The following is a 17,779-nucleotide window of genomic DNA, read 5'->3' on the forward strand; positions in this document are numbered from 1 at the left end:
GTCCAATAGTGCTTGGGCATGCCAACGGGCCAGTCGTAGCCATCGGCGCGTGCTTGCCGCATGAACTCGTGCGGGTCGTGGTGGCCTCGGGACATGAGGATATAGGTGTCCTCGCCCACGTTCTCGATCTTCAGTGGATAGGTCTTAGTTGGCATCATTCACCTCCTTCGTCTGAATACCGATCTCGGCGGCAGCAAGAACGATGGCACGGCGAGTAGGTTCTCCTGCTCCATTCTCACGAATTGGGACAGATTTTTGACCTCCTTTAGGGCCTTGAACGGCGACCATCCCGCGAAAGAACCCCACGTGTATTCGAAGTTCGCAGGCCAGCCGCAACGCGTCACCATCGTCGGTGAGGGGATTCCAGGAAGACCCCATTCCAGGGCCTTCCAAGATGCCCGGGCCTGACAGCGGCATATGCACGATGGTCAGTCCAGCAGCCTTCGCCGCCAGCTCCAGCAATTCGCGGTCACTCTGCATCACGGCTCTCCTTCTGCGCGCCCGGTTGCGCGGACAGGGCGGCGCGTCCCTGAATCACGGTGTTGTGCTGCTCTCCGAAATGCAGAGCGTTGTGCTCGGTGAGAGTCCAGAGCGCATCGCGCACCGCCTCGCTGACCTGGGGCGCGGCATTCAAAATCGCCTGTACCAGTCCTACGGCGTTGTCCCCCGTGCTGTCGTTGGCGAAGTTGCTCAGCACCTCATCCACTTCCGGCAATTCGGAGATACGCAACGCGTCTTGCCAACTCGTCGAGTTCGCCTCCCCGGCTACAGGGGCGCTCGCCAGAGCGGCACGAGCGAAGTCGACCAAATTGCCTTTGTGGGCGCTGTACATATCGGCTTGATCGGTTGCGCAGATGCCGTTGTCTCGGGCCAGCGCCAGCAGATCGTTGTCATCAAACGCCGCCCGCTCATCGGCTACAGGGGCGCGCAGCTTGGACAGCAGGGCGTAGGCGCGGTCGAATCCGGCCTCGAAGATGCGCCGGTTATCGTTCGTGTCCATGATCCACGTGCGGGCCGCGAAATACTCATCGGCTGCTGCGATTCGGTCGGCTTCCTGCATTGCCGCCTGGGCGGCGGGGGTGTGGTCGGTCAGAGACATTTCATGCTCTCCTCGATGAAGATTTGCGCTTGCTGCGCGTTGATCGCGTTGCCGTAGGCGCGCAGGCGTCCCACTCGGGCGGCAGCCCCATGAGCCAGCGGGAATGTGCCGGGTTCAACTGGCCGCCACTTTCCATCGCGGCAGAGGAGCCAATCAGCAGCTCGCCAGAAGCCGTTAACCGGGCCGGGCTGCTTACCCTGGATACTCCCTGGTTCGACGCACGCGGGCGATCCTTCTGCCCCTGGTCGTATTGATAGTCCCCGCGTCTTGCGTCGATCGAGGTGGGTGTCTGCCACCCCGCCAGATGCACAGCTACATCCGCGAGGCCAATCTGCGGATCTGTCGGCTTGCGGTTGCCGATGATTGGTGGCTGCGGCTTCGCATCCACGACGGTGCTGCTTGGGGTGGGCCAGCCCGCGAACTGCGCTACGCCCGGAAGGGTCACCTGTGTTTTGGTGCCGTCTGGGCGTCGGCCCGTCGCCGAGGCATTGCCCATCAAGTGCCCGCCGTCCCCGTCGCCCTTGGTCGGCGTGGGCCATCCAGAACAATCGATCTCGGATGTGCGGCGCACCGATGCCCGCAGACGGGAAAGGGACCGCCCCGCTGGCGTAGCCCAAGGCTTCCAGGTCAGTGAATACAAGGTCGAGCCAAGGCTCCGCGTTCGTGCCTGCAACCTGTTCACCAAGGACGACTGGAGGGCGGCGCTGGCTGATGAGCCAATGCCAGGCCGGCCAGAGGTGCCGCTCGTCATCAAACGCAGTTCCTTTGCCTGCCGCGGAGAAAGGTTGGCACGGGCAGGAACCAGTCCAAACAGGTCGATCATCGGGCCACCCAGCGCGCCGAAGGGCATACGACCAGACGCCGACGCCGGCGAAGAAATGGCACTGTGTGTAGCTGCGAAGGTCATCAGGGTATACGTCCTCAATGCTGCGTTCGTCCACGTCGCCGGGCGCGATGTGGCCGGCTGCGATCAGGTTGCGGAGCCAGTCGGCGGCGTAGGGGTCGATTTCGTTGTAGTAGGCGCCCGGCACATCACCCCTCCTGCTGCTGAGAGGCTGCAATCGCTTTGTCAATCGCGTCTCTCGCTGTGAGTGACGCCGCGAGCTCGGACCTGTGCCAGCCCATGAACGGTTCGATATCGCCGTCTTCGTCCCGGTGGAACACGCGACACAGTTCGTGATCCTTCGACCACGCAACCCATGCCCCGTGGGTAATAAGGAATTCCAACCGCTCCGCATCCCGCGCATTGGCGTTGGCTAAGGTGCAAGCGTCTTCGTACTTCTGGGCCAGCGTCAGATCATCCCGCGCATCGCCAGCAGCGGGAGCGTGGAAGTCGGCGTAGTCGCTGCTGGCCTCCCATTGCCGCTGCACGGCTTCGACGTCGCCAGACGGGCAGGTGCGTTCAAGCCATTCTTCGAATGCGGCCTGCTCGTCCTTCGCATCGTCCTGTGCGCTGACCGGCACCGCAGGCGCGCCGTTATAGATGCAGCGCGATCCCTGCCATACGCCTACGCTTACGCCGCGAGGGTCGGGGTCAAGGGATACGGTGATTGGAGCGTCCTGGGGGGTGGCGGGAGGGGTGTTGGCCGGTTCGTAGGTCTTGGCGAAGATGTCAGGCTTGCAAGGGTAGTGTTCGCCCTGTACGCCCGTGATGACCCAGTCGCCAGGGCAGACGATGTGGCCGCCTTCCTTCGTGTCGATCCAGCCGTGCACGTGCATGGTCTTGCCGCAGTGCTGGCAGGCTCGCTCGCCGGAATCGTCCGGGTGGCGGTAGTAGCGCACGATGTCGCCTTCCCAGCCATTGGCCCGGCGCTCTTCTGGCGAGAACTGGCGCAGCTCGCCATTTTCCAGGCCGTCATGCGTCTTGCTGTAGTCCAGGGGATGGTCGCCGTTCTTGAGCCAATGCGCGGCAGAGACAGCTATCGGCTTCTTGCGGAATAGGCCGGCGGGGAGGGTAGTCATGGTCAGGCTCCTTGGATCTGCATGGCGTTCAGGCGCATGCGTGCGTAGTTCAGCTTGATGACGTCCAGCTTTCCCAGCAGGCCGTCGATGGTGTTGACGCCGACGCGGATCGGCGCCAGCTCGTAGTCGTGCAAGATCACGCCGCGGCAAGCCCGCTTTTCAACCTGGATGAGCGCAGACGCGCCGCCGGTGATCAGGCGGGCTTCGTGGGCGTGGCGCTCGTCGTGTTCAAGGGTGAGTTGCAGCAGGTTGAACGATCGCGCCAGCGTGTTCCAGGCGTCCTCTGTGGGGGCATGCTCCAGGCAGGACAGCGCGGTGTGCAGGCTCATGCCGAACTCGTCGCGCAGCGGGCCCATGACGGGGATGCGCGGCAAAGTCGGACCCTTGTAGGCCTTGTTGCGGGGCTTGCGGGCGTGGGTCATTGCTGCACCGTTTCAGGGTAGGCGTCGCCGCTTTCCATACGGTGGGCGACGTGCGCAGCCGTGCGTAGCAAGAGGTCGATGACAGCCTTCTGGTTCGACACGAAGCCGTAACCCAGCGCCGCCGAGCTGATCAGCATTTCCAGCGCTTTGCGCACCTTGTCAGGATCGCCGTAGGCGCCGACCTGCTGGATGTACTCGCCGATCATTTGCTGGGCGGCGACTTTGACCGTGGCGGGCTTGAATTCGGGCATGTTCTTCTCGGGATAAGGAGGCCGGGCACCGGCAGCGGTCGGAGTAGGGAGGGAGTCCCGCCGCCGGGCCGGCCAAAGAGTTACGCCGTCTCCGGCTCCAGGTTCAGGCCCAGCGAACCCTGCTTCTCGGCTGCCGGTGTGATGCTGATCGTGATGTCGTTGCCCAGCACCTCGTAGAGCTTCTTGACCTGCTCGCCGCTCGGGTGGCACTTCACGCGGAAGGTGGTGATCACGCTGCCGCCTTCCATCAACTCCAGAGCGAATCCATCGACGTCGGCGGGGTCTAGTTCGATATCGGAATCGCCGCCCAGGCCAAAGTCGATCACGACCTTGGCGCCCACCAGCTCGTGCTTCAGGCGGATCTTCTCGATGAGGTCGCCGAATACGCGCACGGTCGGCTCGGGATGCACGCCTTCGACACTGGCCTGGTCCGGGTTTTCCTCGGCCTTGTAGAGGGCGTGGCGCAGGCGCGGGTGGAACTCGGACAGGCCGCCATTGCCAGCGGTGAACTGGATCTTCAGGTCAGCCGCGCCCGCCGGCTCTTCGCCGTGGCGCTCGGTGCGCACGTTGATATGCGCCAGGGTTGCGGTTTGCTCGGTGATCGAGAACATTCGGGATTGCTCCGTAGGTTGTGCTGCTGGGGAAGGGTTAGGCGCTGACCGGCTCAGCCAGGCCAACCATTGCGCCGAAGTGCTTCACGAACAGTTCGCGGTGCTGTTCGGCCTTCGCCAGTTCCGCGCGCTTTGACTCGATGTTTCGGTCCAGCGTCTTCAGGATGGCTTCCTGTTGCAGGTCCATCAGCTCGCTTTCTTCGGTGGCCATGACCTCAACATCCTTGGTCTGAGCGTTCAGACTGATGAAATCCACCGGGTTCTCGCCGTAGCCGTTCTTCAGGTAGGCGATGATGATGGTGGGTAGTGCCTGGAAGGCTTCAAAGCCAACAACCACGCCGGCATGCACGCGGAAGTCGCTGTATTCCTTCTTGAGCACCTTGACCTTGCTGCCGATACGCAAGGTGTCAATTCGGGTGGCGGTGGCGGTGCGCTGGTCCAGTTCCAGCTTCACGCCGTTGATTTCAACGATGGGATTGCTCATGGTGTTCTCCAGGGATGGGTGCAGCGGTTAACGAATGTTGAGGCGGAGGCCCTGACGCAGGCGCGCGCCGGGAACGTCGTGGTTGTCCTTCAGCGCCTGGGCGATCAGCTTCTTGTCCAGCACGGGCGGCGGCGCGGGCGGACTGGTGAAGTAGTCGACCGGGATCTGCTTCTCGTCGAACACTTCCACCGCGGGCGGGTTCTTGGCGATGCTGATGCGGAACAGCGGACACTCGATCACCTGGATGTCGCCGGCGATCATGTTGCGCAGCAGGTAGTCGCGCAGTGCGTCCGCGCGGGCCTGGCGCGCCTTCTTCAGTTCCTGCAGGCGCTTGATTTCCGCGTCGATGGTCGGGATGTCGGCCTCGAAGGTGCGAGCCACCATTTCGCAGCCCTGGGCCTTTTCGCCGATCTGCTCCGGCAGGCCGCTGGCCTCGATGGTGTCGGCCACCGTCTTTTCGTCGAATTCACCTTCTGCGAGGCGCACGGCCAACGTGCGGTATTCCTGCGTGAGAGCGTAGAGAGGCATGTTCATGGCAGGGTCCTCAGAAGGGAATGTCATCCGAAGGGTCTGCGCCAGCGGCAGCGGCTGCGCGATTGCCTTCGTCGATGGAACCGCCCGCCGCGCCGCGGTAAGTCTTGTCCCGCAGGGCCTGGACCATCTTGGCGAGCTGCAGGGGCTGGGTTTTGCGTTCCAGGATCTCGGATGCGACCAGCTCGGTGCTGGCCTGGAAGGCGCCAGCGAGGTTGGGCCGCCATTTGCCCGGCCTGTACTCTTCCATCGTGAAGAGCAGGCCCACAGGCTTGCCCAGCAGTTCCGTGAACTGTGGGACGACCACATCGACCTCGCGTTGTTGGTCGTAGTCATAGACCTTGGCCGGCGTTTCTTTCGGGTCGGCGAGGCCGCGCAATGCCAGGCAAGCCATGATTGCGGACAGCTGCTTGAAGCCGTAGACCTGCGTGCCATCTTCGCGCTGCGTGTAGATGGCGAAACGGGCCTTCTGGCCACCTTCGGCAACGAAATCGAAGTCGATGCCGAACGTGCCCTTTTCGGACACGACGTGCTGGGCGCGCGTGAACTTGCCCTTGTATTTGCCCTTCTCGGCGATACGGCTGCCGGTCGATTCGGCCGCCTTCGCGGCTGCGGGGTCGAGTGCGTACATGCTTGCTCCTGGGTTAGGCGGCTTCGGTGAGGCCGTAGTACTGAAAGATGGCGGTGTCCACGGCGGCCAGGTCGTTGTCGATCAGGTCTGCGTCGAACATGCCCATAGGCGTCTTGACGGTGTCGCTGCCGTTGTTGCGCGTAGCAAAGAAGTGCTGACCGTCTTGCACGACCGCCTTCAGGACGATGGAAACCATGCCTTCGAGGGTGATCTTCTCGTCCAGCATCTTTCCGATCGTCTTGATCTTGGTGCGCCCGTCGTCGGTGGTTTCGACGTGGGACAGGATGTAGACGCGCACGTCGTCCGGCAGGCGGGCGGCTTCGGCCAGGATGTCCCAGGCGTTGCGGCCAATCTCGGTGAATTTCTCGAAGCCCTTTTCGGCGCTGCGGCGCATGAACTCGTTGGCCATCACGTACTGGAAATCGTCGATCACGATCACCGGGCGCTTGGTGCGCTTCATGGCGCCGACGATGGTCTGGGCCGAATCGCAGACGAAGATCGAGCCCGCGGGCGTGTCCTTCGTCACTGGCTTCCAGTCACCGCTCTTGAACGGCAAGGGCTTCTTGATGGCCTGGATCAGCAGCGTTTGCGTGGGGTCGAGGTTGCGCAGGCTGGTGGTCTTGCCGGTGCCAGACTGCCCGAGGATCATTGTTACGGTGCTCATTGAGTGCTCCTGATTTGTCGATTGCTGCGAGTGCTACCGAGCGGCCGCGGTGGGCGCGCAGAAATTGGTCGGGCAGGCCTGGCGCATAGAAGTCTTCGGCTTTCATGGCTGTTCGCGCGCGGCCACGGCGGTCTTGCCGCAGCCTTCGCAGGCGGTGAGGGTGGGGGTGGGGGACTTGCTGTCGACGGTCGGGCCCAGCACGCCAGTGACGGCGGCCAGCACGATGACGCCGCAGGCGATGCCGACCCATTCATAGCGGTCGAGGCGCAGCAGGCAGCGCAGGAGGCGGCGGATCATTGGGCACCTCGCGCGGCCAGCATGGCGTCAGCCACATCGAAGGCTTCTGAGGCCATTTCGGCATAGGGCCAATGCCGTTCATGACCGTAATGCGTGATGTGGCCAGACAGAAACGCCTGCATGGCCTTGGCGGCGAAGAAATCACGCAGGGTCATGCCGTCGCATGGCGCATGCCCTTGGTATGACTGCCCCGGGTGAAGGGGGACGGGGAACGCCGGACCGCCGTGGGTGATCGTGGTCATACATTTCTCCTGCGGCGCGCCGCGATTTCGTCGCCTATCAAGGCAATCAGATAAAGGGCGCACAGGCCCCAGATGGCGTAGGCGGCGGTCATTTGCCGGCCCGCCATTCGACGATCGCGTCGTAGAGGCACAGCGCGCCGATGAAAATGAAGAGGATCATTTGCAGGCCTCCGCTTCGTCGGGGTCCATGTCCGCCAGCAGGCGGTTGGCCTCGGCGTGGATATAGTTCTCCAGGTGCTGCGACAGGAACCTGTGGATGCTCATGTTCACCGTGCCGGCCAGCAGCACCAGCGCGGCCGCGGCTTGGTTGTCGCTGACCTCATCCAGCAGGCAATCAGCCCAGATCCGCGCCGACTGGCCGAAGGCGCCGGCCGTCTCGTTCTCCAGGCATGCACGGACCAGGGCCACGGCGCGCTCGCGCGTCACGGTCGGCGCGTCGGCGTCCACCTCATCGGCCAGCAGGCCGAAGTCCGCAACCCGCGTCGGGTCATCAAGGAAGGCTTGGCGGGCGTTCATGGCTCAGTTCCTCGCCGCCAGTTCAGCCTCGCGCGCCATGCCCTGGTAATGCTTCAGGATCTTGGCGTCCTCGGCGTACTTGTCGAACTCAGCGCGGAAGGCCAGCTGCAGGCGGCCGCGATTGACCGGGTCAGCCAGGCGCCACAGGTGCGCAAGTTGCTTGATGAACTTGCCGCCATAGGTCTCCATCGTGCTGATGGCCTGCTCGGCGGTGGTCGCTTCGAAGATGATGGACATGGATGTCTCCTTGCCCCGGCACCCGGGGCGGGGTGGTCAGGCTTCGGATTCCAGCGCTTCGATTTCGGCGAGGCTGGCAAGCAATGCGTCTTTCTCGGCGATGCGTGCAGCCTTGTATCCCTGCTCCATCAGCTCCAGAGCTGCGGCCGACAGCTCGGCGAAGCGGTCGCGCACAATCTTCGCCAGCGCCAGATCGAAGGCCTTGTCCTTCCAGTAATTCGTGGAACCCGTCGACTCTTGGTGGCCGATCTCGCTGGCAACGTCCAGCCGGTGAAGCCTGCCAACGGAGCCGTCGCGGAAGTGATGCTGCGGCCGGCCGATCTTCCCTACGTACTCGCGGGCATCGGCTACCTCGCGTTTCAGATTTTCTGCGTTGCTCATGCTGTTCTCCCTGTCTGCTCACCGGGTGGTGAGTGCATGGGGGTAGAATATTCGCAAACGAATAGTGCCGTCAATACGAAAACGAATAAATAATTCGTAAGGGTATACCCGAGATCAAAAAAAAGCCGCCCTATGGCGACTTGGTCGGGCGGTGCTGGGGCTCAAAGCCGATTGAACGCCCACACTATCCAGAGCGGGACCATCGTGATGACGGATTCGAACAGGTCTGGAGTGTCGTGCCAGTAAACGAGGCCCGCCGCTAAAGCTGCACCGGCACCCCAGAACGCCAGTCTCGCCTTGGCCGCTTCGTGTGCGGCAAAGCGTTCGCGGTAGAGCTGCTTATCAGCCTCTGGCAATGCTCTGAACGCGTCCATTGTCAGGGGGATGAACTTGGCTTTTCCCATCGGAGATTCCCCTTAGAAGTCCTCGCTGCGCCACACTTTCAACACCCGGCCGAAGACCTCGAAGTCCATGCCCGCCTCCACAATCCAAGGCTCATAGGCCTTGTTCTCGGATATGGCGGTCAATCCGCGACCAGGAATGCGCTGCAGCCGCTTGATAAAACCCTCGTCGCACACGCGGAAGAAATAGACGGCGTCGTACTCGACTGTGGTAATGCCGCGGTCAACCAGCAACGGATCGCCGGGATTGAACATTGGCTTCATCGAATCGCCGAAGCCGGTGACTATGCATAGGTTCGAGGCCGCCGAGGCGCCGCGCACGTTCTTATGCAGCCATTCGGGGTCCACGTGCCAGCTCTTGATCATGCCTGGCTGGTCACGCAGCTCCAATCCGTCTCCCATCTTTCCCCCCGTGTCGAATTGCGGAATCGGAATGTCGTCGCTCACTGGTATAGGCGTAGGGGTTACCTCCTTGGCAGGGAATCCGCTGAAGATCGTGTCGACCACGTCGGCCCGCGCGCGGTCGCTGAGAAACGCCTCGACAGGCACGCCGTAATGGCGCGCTATTGGTTCGAATGTGGACACACGCGGCTCTGCCGCCGTGCCAGATAGGAATCGGTAGATAGTCGGCTGCGGCACTTTGGCTTTGCGCGCCAACGAGTTCGCAGTGTCGCCGGCACGATCCATCAGGGCCTGGAGGAATTCTCGGGAGTTCATGGCGAAACTATGCATGAATGAATAATTCGGTTGGGTATTGCTTAGTTATTCGGAAACGTATAATCTGGCACCCATGGACACCGCTACCGATCTCATCAAGCGCATTCGCGCCTCCGGAATGACCCAGTCGGAAATCTCACGACGAACGGGCATACCTCAACCGCGCCTGTCTCGTTGGGAAGCAGGCTCGCCATCGGCGGGGGCAAACGACGCCCTGAAGCTGGCGGAACTGGCTCGATCACTGCCGCCGCCAGAGGTCGCCGGCCAGCAGGAGACGGCGTAAATGGACCTGCTCCTTCAGGCCGCCGGATCGGCCACGCTCGGTTTCGCAACTGGCTATGGCATTGCGCGCTTTCTCATATGGGTCGCGGCCCGCGATGCAAAGCGCTCGCCGGAGCGAGCAATGAACCCATCAATGCACCGTGGCGCTCTCGCGCCCATCGGTAGCCCATGCCGTGCGGTCACGCTCGGCACGCAGCTCGTCAAAGATATCCAGCACAGCTTTCTCGCTCGGGTCCACGAAGGTCCGGCGGGCGATGTCCTGGGCGTGCTGCAGAAGCTTTTCGGTTTCGGTCATGTCGTTTCGCGCGTTGTTGTCGATGCAAAAAATTTTGCCCGGGTCCGACCCTGTAATTCACCTTGTAACTCCATGAATTTTTCCTACTGAGCGAAGAGAAATGCACACCCATCCCGCAGTCGTATACAGCGCCAGTACCGCAGCGGCGCCCGCCGGAAAACGGTTCCTGCCGCAGTCGACGGTTGCCGCGTGCAGGACCTTCCGCGAGGCCGTGCGCCTTGCTTGGGAAAACCGGACGCGCCCGAATATGACGCAGCGCAGCCTGGCCGAAGAGTGCGATTTGTACGCGCCCCACGTCAGCAGTTACCTGCACCCGGAGCCCTACGACGAAAAGAACCGCCCACGGCTGAACCTTCCCGCTGACCGTATCGACGCCTTCGAGGAAGCCGTGGGCAACCACGCCATCCGCCAGTACCTGAACCATCTGGGCCGGCTGACGATCATGGAAGAAGTCATCGCCCAGAGGGCCGCATGACCTATGAGCAAGCCCTGGCCATTACCAAGCGCGCATTCGAGGAAGCGCTGCGCTTGCACGGATGGGACCGCGCCAAGGCATACGAGGAAATGATGCTGCGCGAAGACCTGAACCCCCAATTGCGTGAGGCCTTCATCGTGGTGGGCCTGCACGACACATACGCGACGAGGCACTGATGCGCGCGCGCCTGCTCAACCCCAAATCTTTCCTGTTGGTCGGCCCGAGCCAGTTGTCGGCGTTGCTGGAGCTGCTGCCGCGTTTGCCACTGGATGCCGAGCGTCCCTACGAAGTACTGATCCGTGAGCGCCAGAAGCCGCGCACGCGCGCCCAGAACGCCTTTTCCCATGCTTGGTACGGCGAGATTGCCCTAGCCCTGCCGGAAGACGACACGCTCGGCTGGAAGTGCTACTGCAAGCTGCACCACGGCGTGCCGATTCTGCGCGCCGAGGATGCCGCCTTCCGCGAAGCCTATGACGGCGCCATCAAGCCGCTGTCCTACGAGAAAAAGCTGCTGGCCATGCGAGTGTTCCCGGTTACGTCCCGGATGAACACCCGCCAGCTGACCAAGTACGCCGACGCAGTGCGCGATGACTTCGCGGCGCGCGGCGTTCTCCTTGAAGTGAAGGCGCCGTGATGCTCAAACGCTCCGCACCTCTCACCCGCAAGACCCCGCTGCGCGCCACCGAATTCCAGCGGCCCACCCCATTCACCGCCGGTATCAAGCGGCAGGCAACCCTCCAGCGTGCCGCCATCAAGCGCCGCGCACCGAAGAAGCGCGCCGGCCACGAACCCAAGTACCTGGCCGCTTGCCGCGGCGAGTGCTGCTACCTGAACTTCCCCGGCTGCAAGAGCTACCAGGACGACCCCACTGTCGTACCGGCGCACCAGAACGAGGGAAAGGGCACCGGCCTGAAGGTTCACGACCGTTTCACCGTTCCCGCGTGCCATTTCTGTCACGCCCTGTACGACCAATCCGGCATCAACCGGGAATTCAAGCGCGCCGCATTCGACTGGGCATACACCCGGTGGGTGCCAATGCGCGCCAGCAAGATGGAGAACTCTCATGGCTGAAAGCCGAAAACTTGCGCCCAACGTCTTTGAATTTATGGAGCGCGCGGCAGCGCTACATGGCCGCCGCTGTGAAGAAGAATTCTCCCAGGACATGTATGGGCACCTCAGTAATGGGGCCTGCGAATCGCCCATCGAAGACCTGTTTTTCATCGCTGTGCATGCAATGTGCGCCGCCGAGCGTTACGAGGTGAATCCGTCTCCTCGCAGCGGGCCTGATGGGGTCTTGCGGCTACAGCCGGGGGTCTATATGGAAACCCAGGCCATGGTGGGGAAGTACCGCGTTGATTTCCTGTTGAGTCAGGTTGGAATCGGGCCGGAGAACATCGTGACTCCGGTGGTGGTGGAGTTGGACGGCCACGCTTTCCACGATAAGGACAAACACCAACGCGCTTACGAAAAGGGCCGCGATAGGTTTCTGGTTAAGAAGGGTCTCAGGGTCGTGCACTTTACTGGCAGCGAGGTCTGCGCCGATCCGTTCAAAGTTGCGTACGAAGCGCTAGAACTGCTCGCTGTCTTCTTCGGTGTGCGCGAAGAGTATGACGCCGAAGACCCCCTCGGCTTCGGCGGGTAGGACGATCATCATGGCCCGCATACGCTCCATAAAACCCGAATTCTGGACCAGCGAACAGGTCATGAACTGCTCGCCGACTGCTCGGCTACTGTTCATCGGCCTGTGGAATTTCTGCGACGACGCCGGTAACCACGTCGCCAGTCCGAAGACGATCAAGGCCAACGTGTTCCCCGGAGACGACATTACGTCGTCGAGCATTCAGGAACTACTCGACGAGCTGTCGTCGAATGGATTAATCGCCTTTTACTCCTTTGAAAACAAGGACTTCCTACACGTAACGGGCTGGCATCACCAGAAAATAGACCGCCCGACCTACAAGCATCCGCCGTATAAGCCGGGTGATCCTGCAGCTGCTCGTCGAGCGCTCGACGAGGTCTCACCCCCGGAAGGGAGTGGAGTGGATAAGGAAGGGAAGGGAAAAGAGAACGTATCACCTGACGGTGATACGACCGCTGGCGCGGTCCCGGGCAAAGCTCCGCCTCCTGCCGAACCTGCGGAACCGGAGCCTGTCGGCCTAGCTCCGGCCGAAGCCCTGTTTCAGGTCGCCGTGCCATGGCTCATTGCCCGCGGCGTGCGCGACGGCAGTGCGCGGTCCCTGCTCGGCGGTGCGCGTAAGCAGCTGGGCGATCAGGGTGCGTGGGAACTGGCGTCCGAATGCATGCGCGCCGAGGCGCTGGAGCCAGCTGCTTGGCTATCCAAGGCACTGAACGAGCGCATAGCACGCCAACCAAGCCGGCGGTCCGGTTCCGGCCTGCCACCTTCCGGTGCTGACCGGCGAGCCGCGTGGAATGCGGAACTGCAAACCGTCATTGACCAGGCCGGCGCGGGACCGCGGCGGGAGGTCGACATGGGAGTGATCGATGCAACTGGCACGCTCATCTGAAACCACGGCACCTGTGCCGCTCGCCTGGGCTGCGCGTCTGATCGAGCGCATGCAGGCGCTGTACGGCGCCAAGTTCACCCAGCAGTGGGAAGGCATCGCGCCCGCCAGGCTGGCCGAGGTATGGGCGCAGGAGATCGCCGACTACACGGCCGAGGAAATCCAGCGGGGACTGGCCTCGTGCCGTGGCCGCACTTTCCCGCCCACGCTGCCCGAATTCCTGGGCCTGTGCCGCCCGACGTTGAACCCGGAGGCCGCGTATCACGAGGCCGTCGCCGGCGTGGCTGCGCGAGCAAGCGGGGCCATGGGCACCTGGTCGCATCCGGGTGTCTATTGGGCCGCTGTTCGTATAGGGCACCACGACCTGCTGAACATGGGCTGGCAGGCCATTCGCGGGCGTTGGGAATACGCGCTGCGCGACGTGATGGAGCAGGGCAGATGGGAACAGATCCCAGCTCCGACTATCGCCTTGGTTGCGCCTGGTCAGAACGTCGCAACCCGCGACGAAGCCCAGGCGTTCCTGCGCGAGATCAAGAAACGCACCGGCCACGGCCTTTTTCCCCAGGTCACTGACCACCGTGCCTGGGCCCAGCGCCTTATCGATCGGGCTCAGAAGGGTGAGTCCATTTCCCCAACCGTGCTGCAGTTGGCCAAAAACGCGGTCGCTGCACCCTCGGAGGCAAACGAAGCATGACCCCACCGAACCTCACCCCCCAATCCGCCGACGTGGCGCTGGACCCGATGGCGGGAACGCTGCAGACCGGGTGCATTGCCTACGCCCCGGATTTTCGAAGCCTGCCCAGCCCGGCGAACGTTCCGACGCCTTGCCATTGCATTGGCCCGCAGCCGGGCGAGAAGCTTTGCCCGTGCGCGCTGCGCGCGGCTTCGGACAGCTTCGCGCGCGTGCCGTACAGCGTCGACACCTGGGCGAAGGATGGTGCCCAAACGGCCCCCGATGCCTCGCCACGCCGCGCCAATGCTGGATCTAGGGTGGTGCCCACGATGGGCGCGACACCCGTCTATGCCGTCCTCGGCATCGACCCCGGTCCCACGCAAACCGGCTGGTGCATCTACCTGCCAGACGCCCACCGTGTTCTGTCGTGCGGCGTGGAGGAAAACGCAGTGGTGCTGGAGCGCCTGCAGACTGTCAGCTACGGCCGCATCGCCATAGAAATGATCGCCAGCTACGGCATGCCCGTGGGCCGCGAGGTGTTCGAAACCTGCGTATGGATCGGCCGGTTCATGCAGGCGCTGGCGCTGCCCGAGTCCGTCGACCTGGTCTATCGCAAGGACGTGAAGATGCACCTGTGCGGCACGACCAAGGCGAAAGATGGAAACGTGCGCCAGGCCATTCTGGACCTGTTCCCCCGGACGGGCGGCGGGGCCACACCCCAGGTCGGCACCAAGGGACAGCCTGGGCCACTGTACGGCGTCAGCACTCACGCATGGCCTGCGCTGGGCGTGGCGATTACCTCGAATGCACGCAGCGGCCGCCAGCCGCAGGAGCGCAAATCATGACCACCCACGAACAGACCGCGCGCAACGCGGAAATCGTCCAGCGCCGGCTGGGTGGCGAGACGACAGGCGTCCTGGCGCGCGAGTACGGCATGACGCCCACGCGTATCGGGCAGTTGGTGCGCCGCCACCGGGAGAAGGCGGGCGAGATCCCGGCCAGGCCGCGGACCAAGGCACCCGCCAAGCGCGAGAAGGCGGCCGAACGAATCCGCCCGCGCCTGCGCAAGGACGAACTGGGCCTGTGGGAATGCTTCGATGCCGGCATGTCGCGCCGCGGCGAGACACCCAGGGAAGCCTACGACCGCTGGCTCAATGCCTCGTTGGTCAGCGAGTTCGACAAGCAGCTGGCGCCCTACGCGGCCAAGGTGGCCAAGGCGCCGGAGCCTATCGAGCCCGAGCAGCCCTACCGCGGCCCGGTCATTGTCATCCCCGGCACGAAGGCGGCACCGCGCGCCCTGACCATGTCCCCGGCTATGGCGCTGGCCGCCCAACGAGCGCGCGCCGCGCAAGAACCATTGCGCTCCCTAGCCGGCATACAGGAGCGGCGTGCCTAGAGGCTCAGGCATAGCGAAACGAATATTGCGCACAATGCGTGAAAATGAATGAAACATTGCGCAACCTTGCGGAGGGCTCGAAATTTGGCGGGTGAGGTGATGGATTTCGACTGGTCGGAGATCGTTTTCGACCTCAAGCGAAGCGGCATGGACCAGTCCCGGATCTGTGCTGCGCTGAACCGTCGCCTCACGGAAAGCATGATCCGCCAGTACATGGCCGGCACCAGCGCGCCCAGCCACTGGCGCGGCGAGTTGCTTCTGAATCTCTGGTGCGAGCGCACGGGGCATGCCCGCGAAGAAGCGCCCACCAGGCCGGCCCACCTTACCCACGCGGTGCGCGGCCCGCGCCGGAATCGCGGAATCACGAACCCTGACGCGCTGGACGACTTGTGCCGACAGTACCGGCTGTCGCCCGTCGCGGTCATGAACCTGTTGCACAAGGCCATGCAGCGCCGTGCGCGCGCCAGGGTCCACACCAATTTGACGTTGCCAGGGATGGACACGGAATGAAGAAAAAGCCCTTCAAGATCTCGGCGAAGATGCAGCGCTTCGTCGACGAGTACCTTGTGGACCTGAACGGGGCCGCGGCTGCGCGGCGCGCCGGATACAAGAATCGGCAGTCTGCCGTCGAACTGATGGTCAGGCCGGAAATTCAGGCAGCGATCAACCAGGCGAAGACTGAGCGCGCGGCCAGGCTGAGGATCGAGCAGGACGACGTGGTGCGCCCGCTGTGGGACGCGTACACGGCGGATCCCAATGATTTGGTGGATTACCGCCGCACCTGCTGCCGGTACTGCTACGGCGCCGGCTACCGCTACCAGCGCACGGCTGGCGAAATGGAGCGGGAGCGAGAAGCGCACGCCGCGGCGACGACCAAAGCGCACGACGAAGGCAAGGAAGTGCCGCCGCCGTTCGACGAAAAGGGTGGCACGGGCTGGGATCCGCGGCGCGACCCGAATCCGGAATGTCCGGAGTGTTTCGGCGACGGCCATGGCGAGGTGTTCATCCACGACACCCGCAAGCTGTCGATCGAGCAGCGCGCCCAGTTGGCCGGCGTCGAGCGCTCGAAAGAGGGCATCAAGGTCAAGGCCCTGGACAAAGTGGCCGTCGGCACGCTGCTGATGCGCCACTTGGGCCTGCTGAACGACAAGCTGCTGGTGCAGCGGCCGAAGGCCATCATCAAGGACATGACGGGCCGCAAGCCGAAGGACGACCAGCAATGAGCCAGCAGGAGGTCGAATTCCGCTATCAAGCCCAGGGCGAGACGCTGGAGCGCTACATCCTGTCTCAGGAGCAGCGAACGATCATTCGCGGGCCGTTGGGCAGCGGAAAGACAAACGGCAGTTGCTGGAAGGGCTTCCGCATCATGTGCGACCAGCAGCCCGACGCGCAGGGCGTGCGGCGCACTCGCGGCATTGCCGTCCGGAATACCTATTCCGATCTGCTGTCCACGACCATCAAGGACTGGCTCGACATGTTCGGGGATCTGGGCCGATACGTGGGCGGCGGCCGCGAGCCCCCGACGCATCACATGTCCTTCGACCTGGACGACGGCACCAGCGTGGAGGCCGAGGTGGTGTTCATCGCCTTCGACCGCGAGGAACACGTCAAGAAGGCCCGCGGCCTGCAGGCCACCTGGGTATGGCTGAACGAGGTCAAGGAGCTGGTCAAGCCGGTGGTCGACATGCTCGACCTGCGGGTCGGACGCTACCCCAAGGACGTGCCGCCCACGTGGTACGGCATGTTCGGTGACACCAACTCCCCCGACAATGACCACTGGCTTTACAAGCTGGCCGAGGAAGACCGGCCGAACGGTTGGCTATTCCTCGCCCAGCCTGGCGGCGTTGTGCGCGACGGCGACGGCTGGAAGGTGAACCCGAACGCCGAGAACATATCGAACCTGCCGCCGGGCTACTACGAGCGCGGCCTGCAGGGCAAGAAAGAGGACTGGATCAAGGTCAACCTGGCCAACGAATACGGCTTCGTCATGGACGGCCGGCCCATTCATCCGGGCTACTCGGACAGCAGGCATTGCCGCCCGTTCGAACTGGATCCGCGCCTGCCCCTGCTGATGGGCATGGACTTCGGGCTCACGCCAGCGGCGGTGTTCGGGCAGCGGCGGCCCATGGGCGGAGTGCGCATCCGTTCCGAGCTGGTGGCAACCAGTATGGGCGCCAAGGCATTCGCGCGCGAAATCCACGCACATCTGGCCATCCAGTACCAGGGTTTCGAGCTGGGCGGATTCTGGGGCGACCCGTCCGGCGATAGCCGCAGCCAAGCCGACGACGAACAGACGCCATTCAAGATGCTGCGCGCGGCAGGGCTGCCGGCCGTCCCGGCGCCGACGAACGATTTCCTGCTGCGCGCCGGAGCGGTGGACAACGCCCTGGGGCTCATGATCGACGACGAACCGGGCCTCTTGGTGCACCCGGACTGCAAGACCCTGCGCAAGGCGCTGGCGGGCGGCTATTGCTACCGCCGGCTGGCCGTTTCTGGCGATCGCTACGCTGACAAGCCCGACAAGAACGCCTATTCCCACGTCGCGGAGGCGGGCCAGTACCTGCTGGTGGGCATCGGGGAACACAAGCCGCTGGTGCGCCGACCCCGCGACCGGGACGCACCGCCGCGTGCCTCGCGCGCCACCACAGATTGATTTCCGAGCCCACCGCAATACCGGATTGGCCGGTCAT

At 63.5% G+C, this 17,779-nt stretch carries 32 protein-coding genes; 14 read left to right on the forward strand and 18 right to left on the reverse strand.

From position 1 onward, the window contains the following. Window positions 1-144 precede the first annotated feature (144 nt). The 18 genes from DXK93_RS27195 to DXK93_RS27270 all read right to left on the reverse strand — a co-directional run bounded on the left by DXK93_RS27195 (window position 145) and on the right by DXK93_RS27270 (window position 9,446). A complete protein-coding gene (locus DXK93_RS27195) occupies window positions 145-480 on the reverse strand; it encodes a hypothetical protein (protein WP_119451718.1) in 336 nt (111 codons plus the stop codon). Then, complete coding sequence (locus DXK93_RS27200; RefSeq protein WP_119451719.1) at window positions 470-1,099, reverse strand: hypothetical protein; 630 nt, start codon at window positions 1,097-1,099, stop codon at window positions 470-472. Before DXK93_RS27200 ends, DXK93_RS27195 begins: the two co-directional genes overlap by 11 nt. Then, window positions 1,090-2,130, reverse strand: coding sequence for a DNA cytosine methyltransferase (locus DXK93_RS27205; protein WP_233564622.1), 1,041 nt, complete (start codon window positions 2,128-2,130; stop codon window positions 1,090-1,092). Before DXK93_RS27205 ends, DXK93_RS27200 begins: the two co-directional genes overlap by 10 nt. Window position 2,131: 1 nt before the next feature. Then, complete coding sequence (locus tag DXK93_RS32420) at window positions 2,132-3,061, reverse strand: hypothetical protein (protein ID WP_233564623.1); 930 nt, start codon at window positions 3,059-3,061, stop codon at window positions 2,132-2,134. 2 nt (window positions 3,062-3,063) lie between these two features. Then, window positions 3,064-3,483, reverse strand: a complete 420-nt coding sequence (locus DXK93_RS27210; RefSeq protein ID WP_119451721.1) for a hypothetical protein — start codon at window positions 3,481-3,483, stop codon at window positions 3,064-3,066. Next, a complete protein-coding gene (locus DXK93_RS27215) occupies window positions 3,480-3,734 on the reverse strand; it encodes a hypothetical protein (protein ID WP_119451722.1) in 255 nt (84 codons plus the stop codon). The genes DXK93_RS27210 and DXK93_RS27215 overlap by 4 nt, the downstream gene beginning before the upstream one ends. Window positions 3,735-3,814: 80 nt before the next feature. Next, window positions 3,815-4,345, reverse strand: a complete 531-nt coding sequence (locus DXK93_RS27220; protein WP_054453451.1) for a hypothetical protein — start codon at window positions 4,343-4,345, stop codon at window positions 3,815-3,817. A 37-nt stretch (window positions 4,346-4,382) separates the two neighbouring features. After that, on the reverse strand, window positions 4,383-4,829 hold the full coding sequence (locus DXK93_RS27225; protein ID WP_119451723.1) for a hypothetical protein: 447 nt from the start codon (window positions 4,827-4,829) through the stop codon (window positions 4,383-4,385). 27 nt (window positions 4,830-4,856) lie between these two features. Next, on the reverse strand, window positions 4,857-5,363 hold the full coding sequence (locus tag DXK93_RS27230; RefSeq protein WP_119451724.1) for a siphovirus Gp157 family protein: 507 nt from the start codon (window positions 5,361-5,363) through the stop codon (window positions 4,857-4,859). Window positions 5,364-5,373: 10 nt separating this feature from the next. Then, window positions 5,374-5,991, reverse strand: coding sequence for a hypothetical protein (locus DXK93_RS27235; protein ID WP_119451725.1), 618 nt, complete (start codon window positions 5,989-5,991; stop codon window positions 5,374-5,376). A gap of 13 nt (window positions 5,992-6,004) precedes the next feature. Continuing rightward, complete coding sequence (locus tag DXK93_RS27240; RefSeq protein ID WP_119451726.1) at window positions 6,005-6,655, reverse strand: AAA family ATPase; 651 nt, start codon at window positions 6,653-6,655, stop codon at window positions 6,005-6,007. A 102-nt stretch (window positions 6,656-6,757) separates the two neighbouring features. Further along, the gene (locus DXK93_RS27245) at window positions 6,758-6,952 is read right to left on the reverse strand and encodes a hypothetical protein (protein ID WP_119451727.1); all 195 of its coding nucleotides are present in this window, start codon (window positions 6,950-6,952) and stop codon (window positions 6,758-6,760) included. After that, window positions 6,949-7,194 (reverse strand): hypothetical protein, encoded by a 246-nt coding sequence (locus DXK93_RS31910; protein ID WP_147400283.1) that lies wholly within the window; start codon window positions 7,192-7,194, stop codon window positions 6,949-6,951. The genes DXK93_RS27245 and DXK93_RS31910 overlap by 4 nt, the downstream gene beginning before the upstream one ends. Window positions 7,195-7,350: 156 nt before the next feature. Further along, window positions 7,351-7,710 carry a hypothetical protein gene (locus DXK93_RS27250; RefSeq protein ID WP_119451728.1) on the reverse strand — a complete coding sequence of 120 codons (360 nt, stop codon included), beginning with the start codon at window positions 7,708-7,710 and terminating at the stop codon, window positions 7,351-7,353. A gap of 3 nt (window positions 7,711-7,713) precedes the next feature. Then, window positions 7,714-7,947 (reverse strand): hypothetical protein, encoded by a 234-nt coding sequence (locus DXK93_RS27255; RefSeq protein WP_119451729.1) that lies wholly within the window; start codon window positions 7,945-7,947, stop codon window positions 7,714-7,716. Between the two features lie 36 nt (window positions 7,948-7,983). Further along, entirely contained in the window at window positions 7,984-8,328 is a 345-nt protein-coding gene (locus tag DXK93_RS27260) for a hypothetical protein (protein WP_119451730.1), read from the reverse strand. A gap of 161 nt (window positions 8,329-8,489) precedes the next feature. Further along, a complete protein-coding gene (locus DXK93_RS27265; RefSeq protein ID WP_119451731.1) occupies window positions 8,490-8,732 on the reverse strand; it encodes a hypothetical protein in 243 nt (80 codons plus the stop codon). Window positions 8,733-8,744: 12 nt separating this feature from the next. Next, a complete protein-coding gene (locus DXK93_RS27270; protein WP_158598580.1) occupies window positions 8,745-9,446 on the reverse strand; it encodes a S24 family peptidase in 702 nt (233 codons plus the stop codon). A 73-nt stretch (window positions 9,447-9,519) separates the two neighbouring features. Between DXK93_RS27270 and DXK93_RS27275 the strand changes: the two genes are divergently transcribed. The 14 genes from DXK93_RS27275 to DXK93_RS27335 all read left to right on the forward strand — a co-directional run bounded on the left by DXK93_RS27275 (window position 9,520) and on the right by DXK93_RS27335 (window position 17,742). After that, entirely contained in the window at window positions 9,520-9,729 is a 210-nt protein-coding gene (locus DXK93_RS27275) for a helix-turn-helix transcriptional regulator (protein ID WP_119451733.1), read from the forward strand. Further along, the gene (locus tag DXK93_RS32195) at window positions 9,730-10,113 is read left to right on the forward strand and encodes a hypothetical protein (RefSeq protein WP_199728338.1); all 384 of its coding nucleotides are present in this window, start codon (window positions 9,730-9,732) and stop codon (window positions 10,111-10,113) included. A gap of 157 nt (window positions 10,114-10,270) precedes the next feature. Next, on the forward strand, window positions 10,271-10,498 hold the full coding sequence (locus tag DXK93_RS32425; RefSeq protein ID WP_233564624.1) for a hypothetical protein: 228 nt from the start codon (window positions 10,271-10,273) through the stop codon (window positions 10,496-10,498). Continuing rightward, window positions 10,495-10,674, forward strand: coding sequence for a hypothetical protein (locus DXK93_RS27285; protein ID WP_119451735.1), 180 nt, complete (start codon window positions 10,495-10,497; stop codon window positions 10,672-10,674). The genes DXK93_RS32425 and DXK93_RS27285 overlap by 4 nt, the downstream gene beginning before the upstream one ends. After that, a complete protein-coding gene (locus DXK93_RS27290; protein WP_119451736.1) occupies window positions 10,674-11,132 on the forward strand; it encodes a hypothetical protein in 459 nt (152 codons plus the stop codon). Before DXK93_RS27285 ends, DXK93_RS27290 begins: the two co-directional genes overlap by 1 nt. After that, a complete protein-coding gene (locus tag DXK93_RS27295) occupies window positions 11,132-11,569 on the forward strand; it encodes a DUF1364 family protein (protein WP_119451737.1) in 438 nt (145 codons plus the stop codon). The genes DXK93_RS27290 and DXK93_RS27295 overlap by 1 nt, the downstream gene beginning before the upstream one ends. Further along, window positions 11,562-12,140 (forward strand): DUF559 domain-containing protein, encoded by a 579-nt coding sequence (locus DXK93_RS27300; protein WP_119451738.1) that lies wholly within the window; start codon window positions 11,562-11,564, stop codon window positions 12,138-12,140. Before DXK93_RS27295 ends, DXK93_RS27300 begins: the two co-directional genes overlap by 8 nt. Before the next feature lie 10 nt (window positions 12,141-12,150). After that, entirely contained in the window at window positions 12,151-13,023 is an 873-nt protein-coding gene (locus tag DXK93_RS32200) for a hypothetical protein (protein WP_199728339.1), read from the forward strand. Continuing rightward, a complete protein-coding gene (locus tag DXK93_RS27310; RefSeq protein ID WP_147400284.1) occupies window positions 13,001-13,714 on the forward strand; it encodes a hypothetical protein in 714 nt (237 codons plus the stop codon). The genes DXK93_RS32200 and DXK93_RS27310 overlap by 23 nt, the downstream gene beginning before the upstream one ends. Then, a complete protein-coding gene (locus tag DXK93_RS32430; protein WP_233564625.1) occupies window positions 13,711-14,538 on the forward strand; it encodes a hypothetical protein in 828 nt (275 codons plus the stop codon). The genes DXK93_RS27310 and DXK93_RS32430 overlap by 4 nt, the downstream gene beginning before the upstream one ends. Next, window positions 14,535-15,089, forward strand: a complete 555-nt coding sequence (locus DXK93_RS27320) for a hypothetical protein (protein ID WP_119451740.1) — start codon at window positions 14,535-14,537, stop codon at window positions 15,087-15,089. The genes DXK93_RS32430 and DXK93_RS27320 overlap by 4 nt, the downstream gene beginning before the upstream one ends. Window positions 15,090-15,188: 99 nt before the next feature. Next, window positions 15,189-15,599 (forward strand): hypothetical protein, encoded by a 411-nt coding sequence (locus tag DXK93_RS27325; RefSeq protein ID WP_147400285.1) that lies wholly within the window; start codon window positions 15,189-15,191, stop codon window positions 15,597-15,599. After that, window positions 15,596-16,312: a terminase small subunit gene (locus DXK93_RS27330; protein ID WP_119451742.1), complete on the forward strand. Its 717-nt coding sequence runs from the start codon at window positions 15,596-15,598 to the stop codon at window positions 16,310-16,312. Before DXK93_RS27325 ends, DXK93_RS27330 begins: the two co-directional genes overlap by 4 nt. Then, window positions 16,309-17,742 carry a TerL gene (locus DXK93_RS27335; RefSeq protein ID WP_119451743.1) on the forward strand — a complete coding sequence of 478 codons (1,434 nt, stop codon included), beginning with the start codon at window positions 16,309-16,311 and terminating at the stop codon, window positions 17,740-17,742. Before DXK93_RS27330 ends, DXK93_RS27335 begins: the two co-directional genes overlap by 4 nt. Window positions 17,743-17,779: the final 37 nt, after the last annotated feature.

Origin of the sequence: Achromobacter sp. K91 (assembly GCF_003576205.1) — a bacterium.
Taxonomy (GTDB): Bacteria; Pseudomonadota; Gammaproteobacteria; order Burkholderiales; family Burkholderiaceae_B; genus Achromobacter; species Achromobacter aegrifaciens.

Bases quoted from the DNA above. Each gene is read 5' to 3' on its own strand.
- DXK93_RS32425 (WP_233564624.1), top strand. From the start codon at position 10,271: ATGACGCAGCGCAGCCTGGCCGAAGAGTGCGATTTGTACGCGCCCCAC.
- DXK93_RS27285 (WP_119451735.1), top strand. From the start codon at position 10,495: ATGACCTATGAGCAAGCCCTGGCCATTACCAAGCGCGCATTCGAGGAA.
- DXK93_RS27300 (WP_119451738.1), top strand. From the start codon at position 11,562: ATGGCTGAAAGCCGAAAACTTGCGCCCAACGTCTTTGAATTTATGGAG.
- DXK93_RS27240 (WP_119451726.1), bottom strand. From the start codon at position 6,655: ATGAGCACCGTAACAATGATCCTCGGGCAGTCTGGCACCGGCAAGACC.
- DXK93_RS27295 (WP_119451737.1), top strand. From the start codon at position 11,132: ATGCTCAAACGCTCCGCACCTCTCACCCGCAAGACCCCGCTGCGCGCC.
- DXK93_RS27200 (WP_119451719.1), bottom strand. From the start codon at position 1,099: ATGTCTCTGACCGACCACACCCCCGCCGCCCAGGCGGCAATGCAGGAA.
- DXK93_RS27270 (WP_158598580.1), bottom strand. From the start codon at position 9,446: ATGAACTCCCGAGAATTCCTCCAGGCCCTGATGGATCGTGCCGGCGAC.
- DXK93_RS27260 (WP_119451730.1), bottom strand. From the start codon at position 8,328: ATGAGCAACGCAGAAAATCTGAAACGCGAGGTAGCCGATGCCCGCGAG.
- DXK93_RS27225 (WP_119451723.1), bottom strand. From the start codon at position 4,829: ATGAGCAATCCCATCGTTGAAATCAACGGCGTGAAGCTGGAACTGGAC.
- DXK93_RS27235 (WP_119451725.1), bottom strand. From the start codon at position 5,991: ATGTACGCACTCGACCCCGCAGCCGCGAAGGCGGCCGAATCGACCGGC.
- DXK93_RS27210 (WP_119451721.1), bottom strand. From the start codon at position 3,483: ATGACCCACGCCCGCAAGCCCCGCAACAAGGCCTACAAGGGTCCGACT.
- DXK93_RS27250 (WP_119451728.1), bottom strand. From the start codon at position 7,710: ATGAACGCCCGCCAAGCCTTCCTTGATGACCCGACGCGGGTTGCGGAC.
- DXK93_RS27215 (WP_119451722.1), bottom strand. From the start codon at position 3,734: ATGCCCGAATTCAAGCCCGCCACGGTCAAAGTCGCCGCCCAGCAAATG.
- DXK93_RS27320 (WP_119451740.1), top strand. From the start codon at position 14,535: ATGACCACCCACGAACAGACCGCGCGCAACGCGGAAATCGTCCAGCGC.
- DXK93_RS32420 (WP_233564623.1), bottom strand. From the start codon at position 3,061: ATGACTACCCTCCCCGCCGGCCTATTCCGCAAGAAGCCGATAGCTGTC.
- DXK93_RS27330 (WP_119451742.1), top strand. From the start codon at position 15,596: ATGAAGAAAAAGCCCTTCAAGATCTCGGCGAAGATGCAGCGCTTCGTC.
- DXK93_RS27310 (WP_147400284.1), top strand. From the start codon at position 13,001: ATGCAACTGGCACGCTCATCTGAAACCACGGCACCTGTGCCGCTCGCC.
- DXK93_RS32195 (WP_199728338.1), top strand. From the start codon at position 9,730: ATGGACCTGCTCCTTCAGGCCGCCGGATCGGCCACGCTCGGTTTCGCA.
- DXK93_RS27195 (WP_119451718.1), bottom strand. From the start codon at position 480: ATGCAGAGTGACCGCGAATTGCTGGAGCTGGCGGCGAAGGCTGCTGGA.
- DXK93_RS27245 (WP_119451727.1), bottom strand. From the start codon at position 6,952: ATGATCCGCCGCCTCCTGCGCTGCCTGCTGCGCCTCGACCGCTATGAA.
- DXK93_RS27275 (WP_119451733.1), top strand. From the start codon at position 9,520: ATGGACACCGCTACCGATCTCATCAAGCGCATTCGCGCCTCCGGAATG.
- DXK93_RS27325 (WP_147400285.1), top strand. From the start codon at position 15,189: ATGGATTTCGACTGGTCGGAGATCGTTTTCGACCTCAAGCGAAGCGGC.
- DXK93_RS27230 (WP_119451724.1), bottom strand. From the start codon at position 5,363: ATGAACATGCCTCTCTACGCTCTCACGCAGGAATACCGCACGTTGGCC.
- DXK93_RS27265 (WP_119451731.1), bottom strand. From the start codon at position 8,732: ATGGGAAAAGCCAAGTTCATCCCCCTGACAATGGACGCGTTCAGAGCA.
- DXK93_RS32200 (WP_199728339.1), top strand. From the start codon at position 12,151: ATGGCCCGCATACGCTCCATAAAACCCGAATTCTGGACCAGCGAACAG.
- DXK93_RS27255 (WP_119451729.1), bottom strand. From the start codon at position 7,947: ATGTCCATCATCTTCGAAGCGACCACCGCCGAGCAGGCCATCAGCACG.
- DXK93_RS31910 (WP_147400283.1), bottom strand. From the start codon at position 7,194: ATGACCACGATCACCCACGGCGGTCCGGCGTTCCCCGTCCCCCTTCAC.
- DXK93_RS27220 (WP_054453451.1), bottom strand. From the start codon at position 4,345: ATGTTCTCGATCACCGAGCAAACCGCAACCCTGGCGCATATCAACGTG.
- DXK93_RS27290 (WP_119451736.1), top strand. From the start codon at position 10,674: ATGCGCGCGCGCCTGCTCAACCCCAAATCTTTCCTGTTGGTCGGCCCG.
- DXK93_RS27335 (WP_119451743.1), top strand. From the start codon at position 16,309: ATGAGCCAGCAGGAGGTCGAATTCCGCTATCAAGCCCAGGGCGAGACG.
- DXK93_RS32430 (WP_233564625.1), top strand. From the start codon at position 13,711: ATGACCCCACCGAACCTCACCCCCCAATCCGCCGACGTGGCGCTGGAC.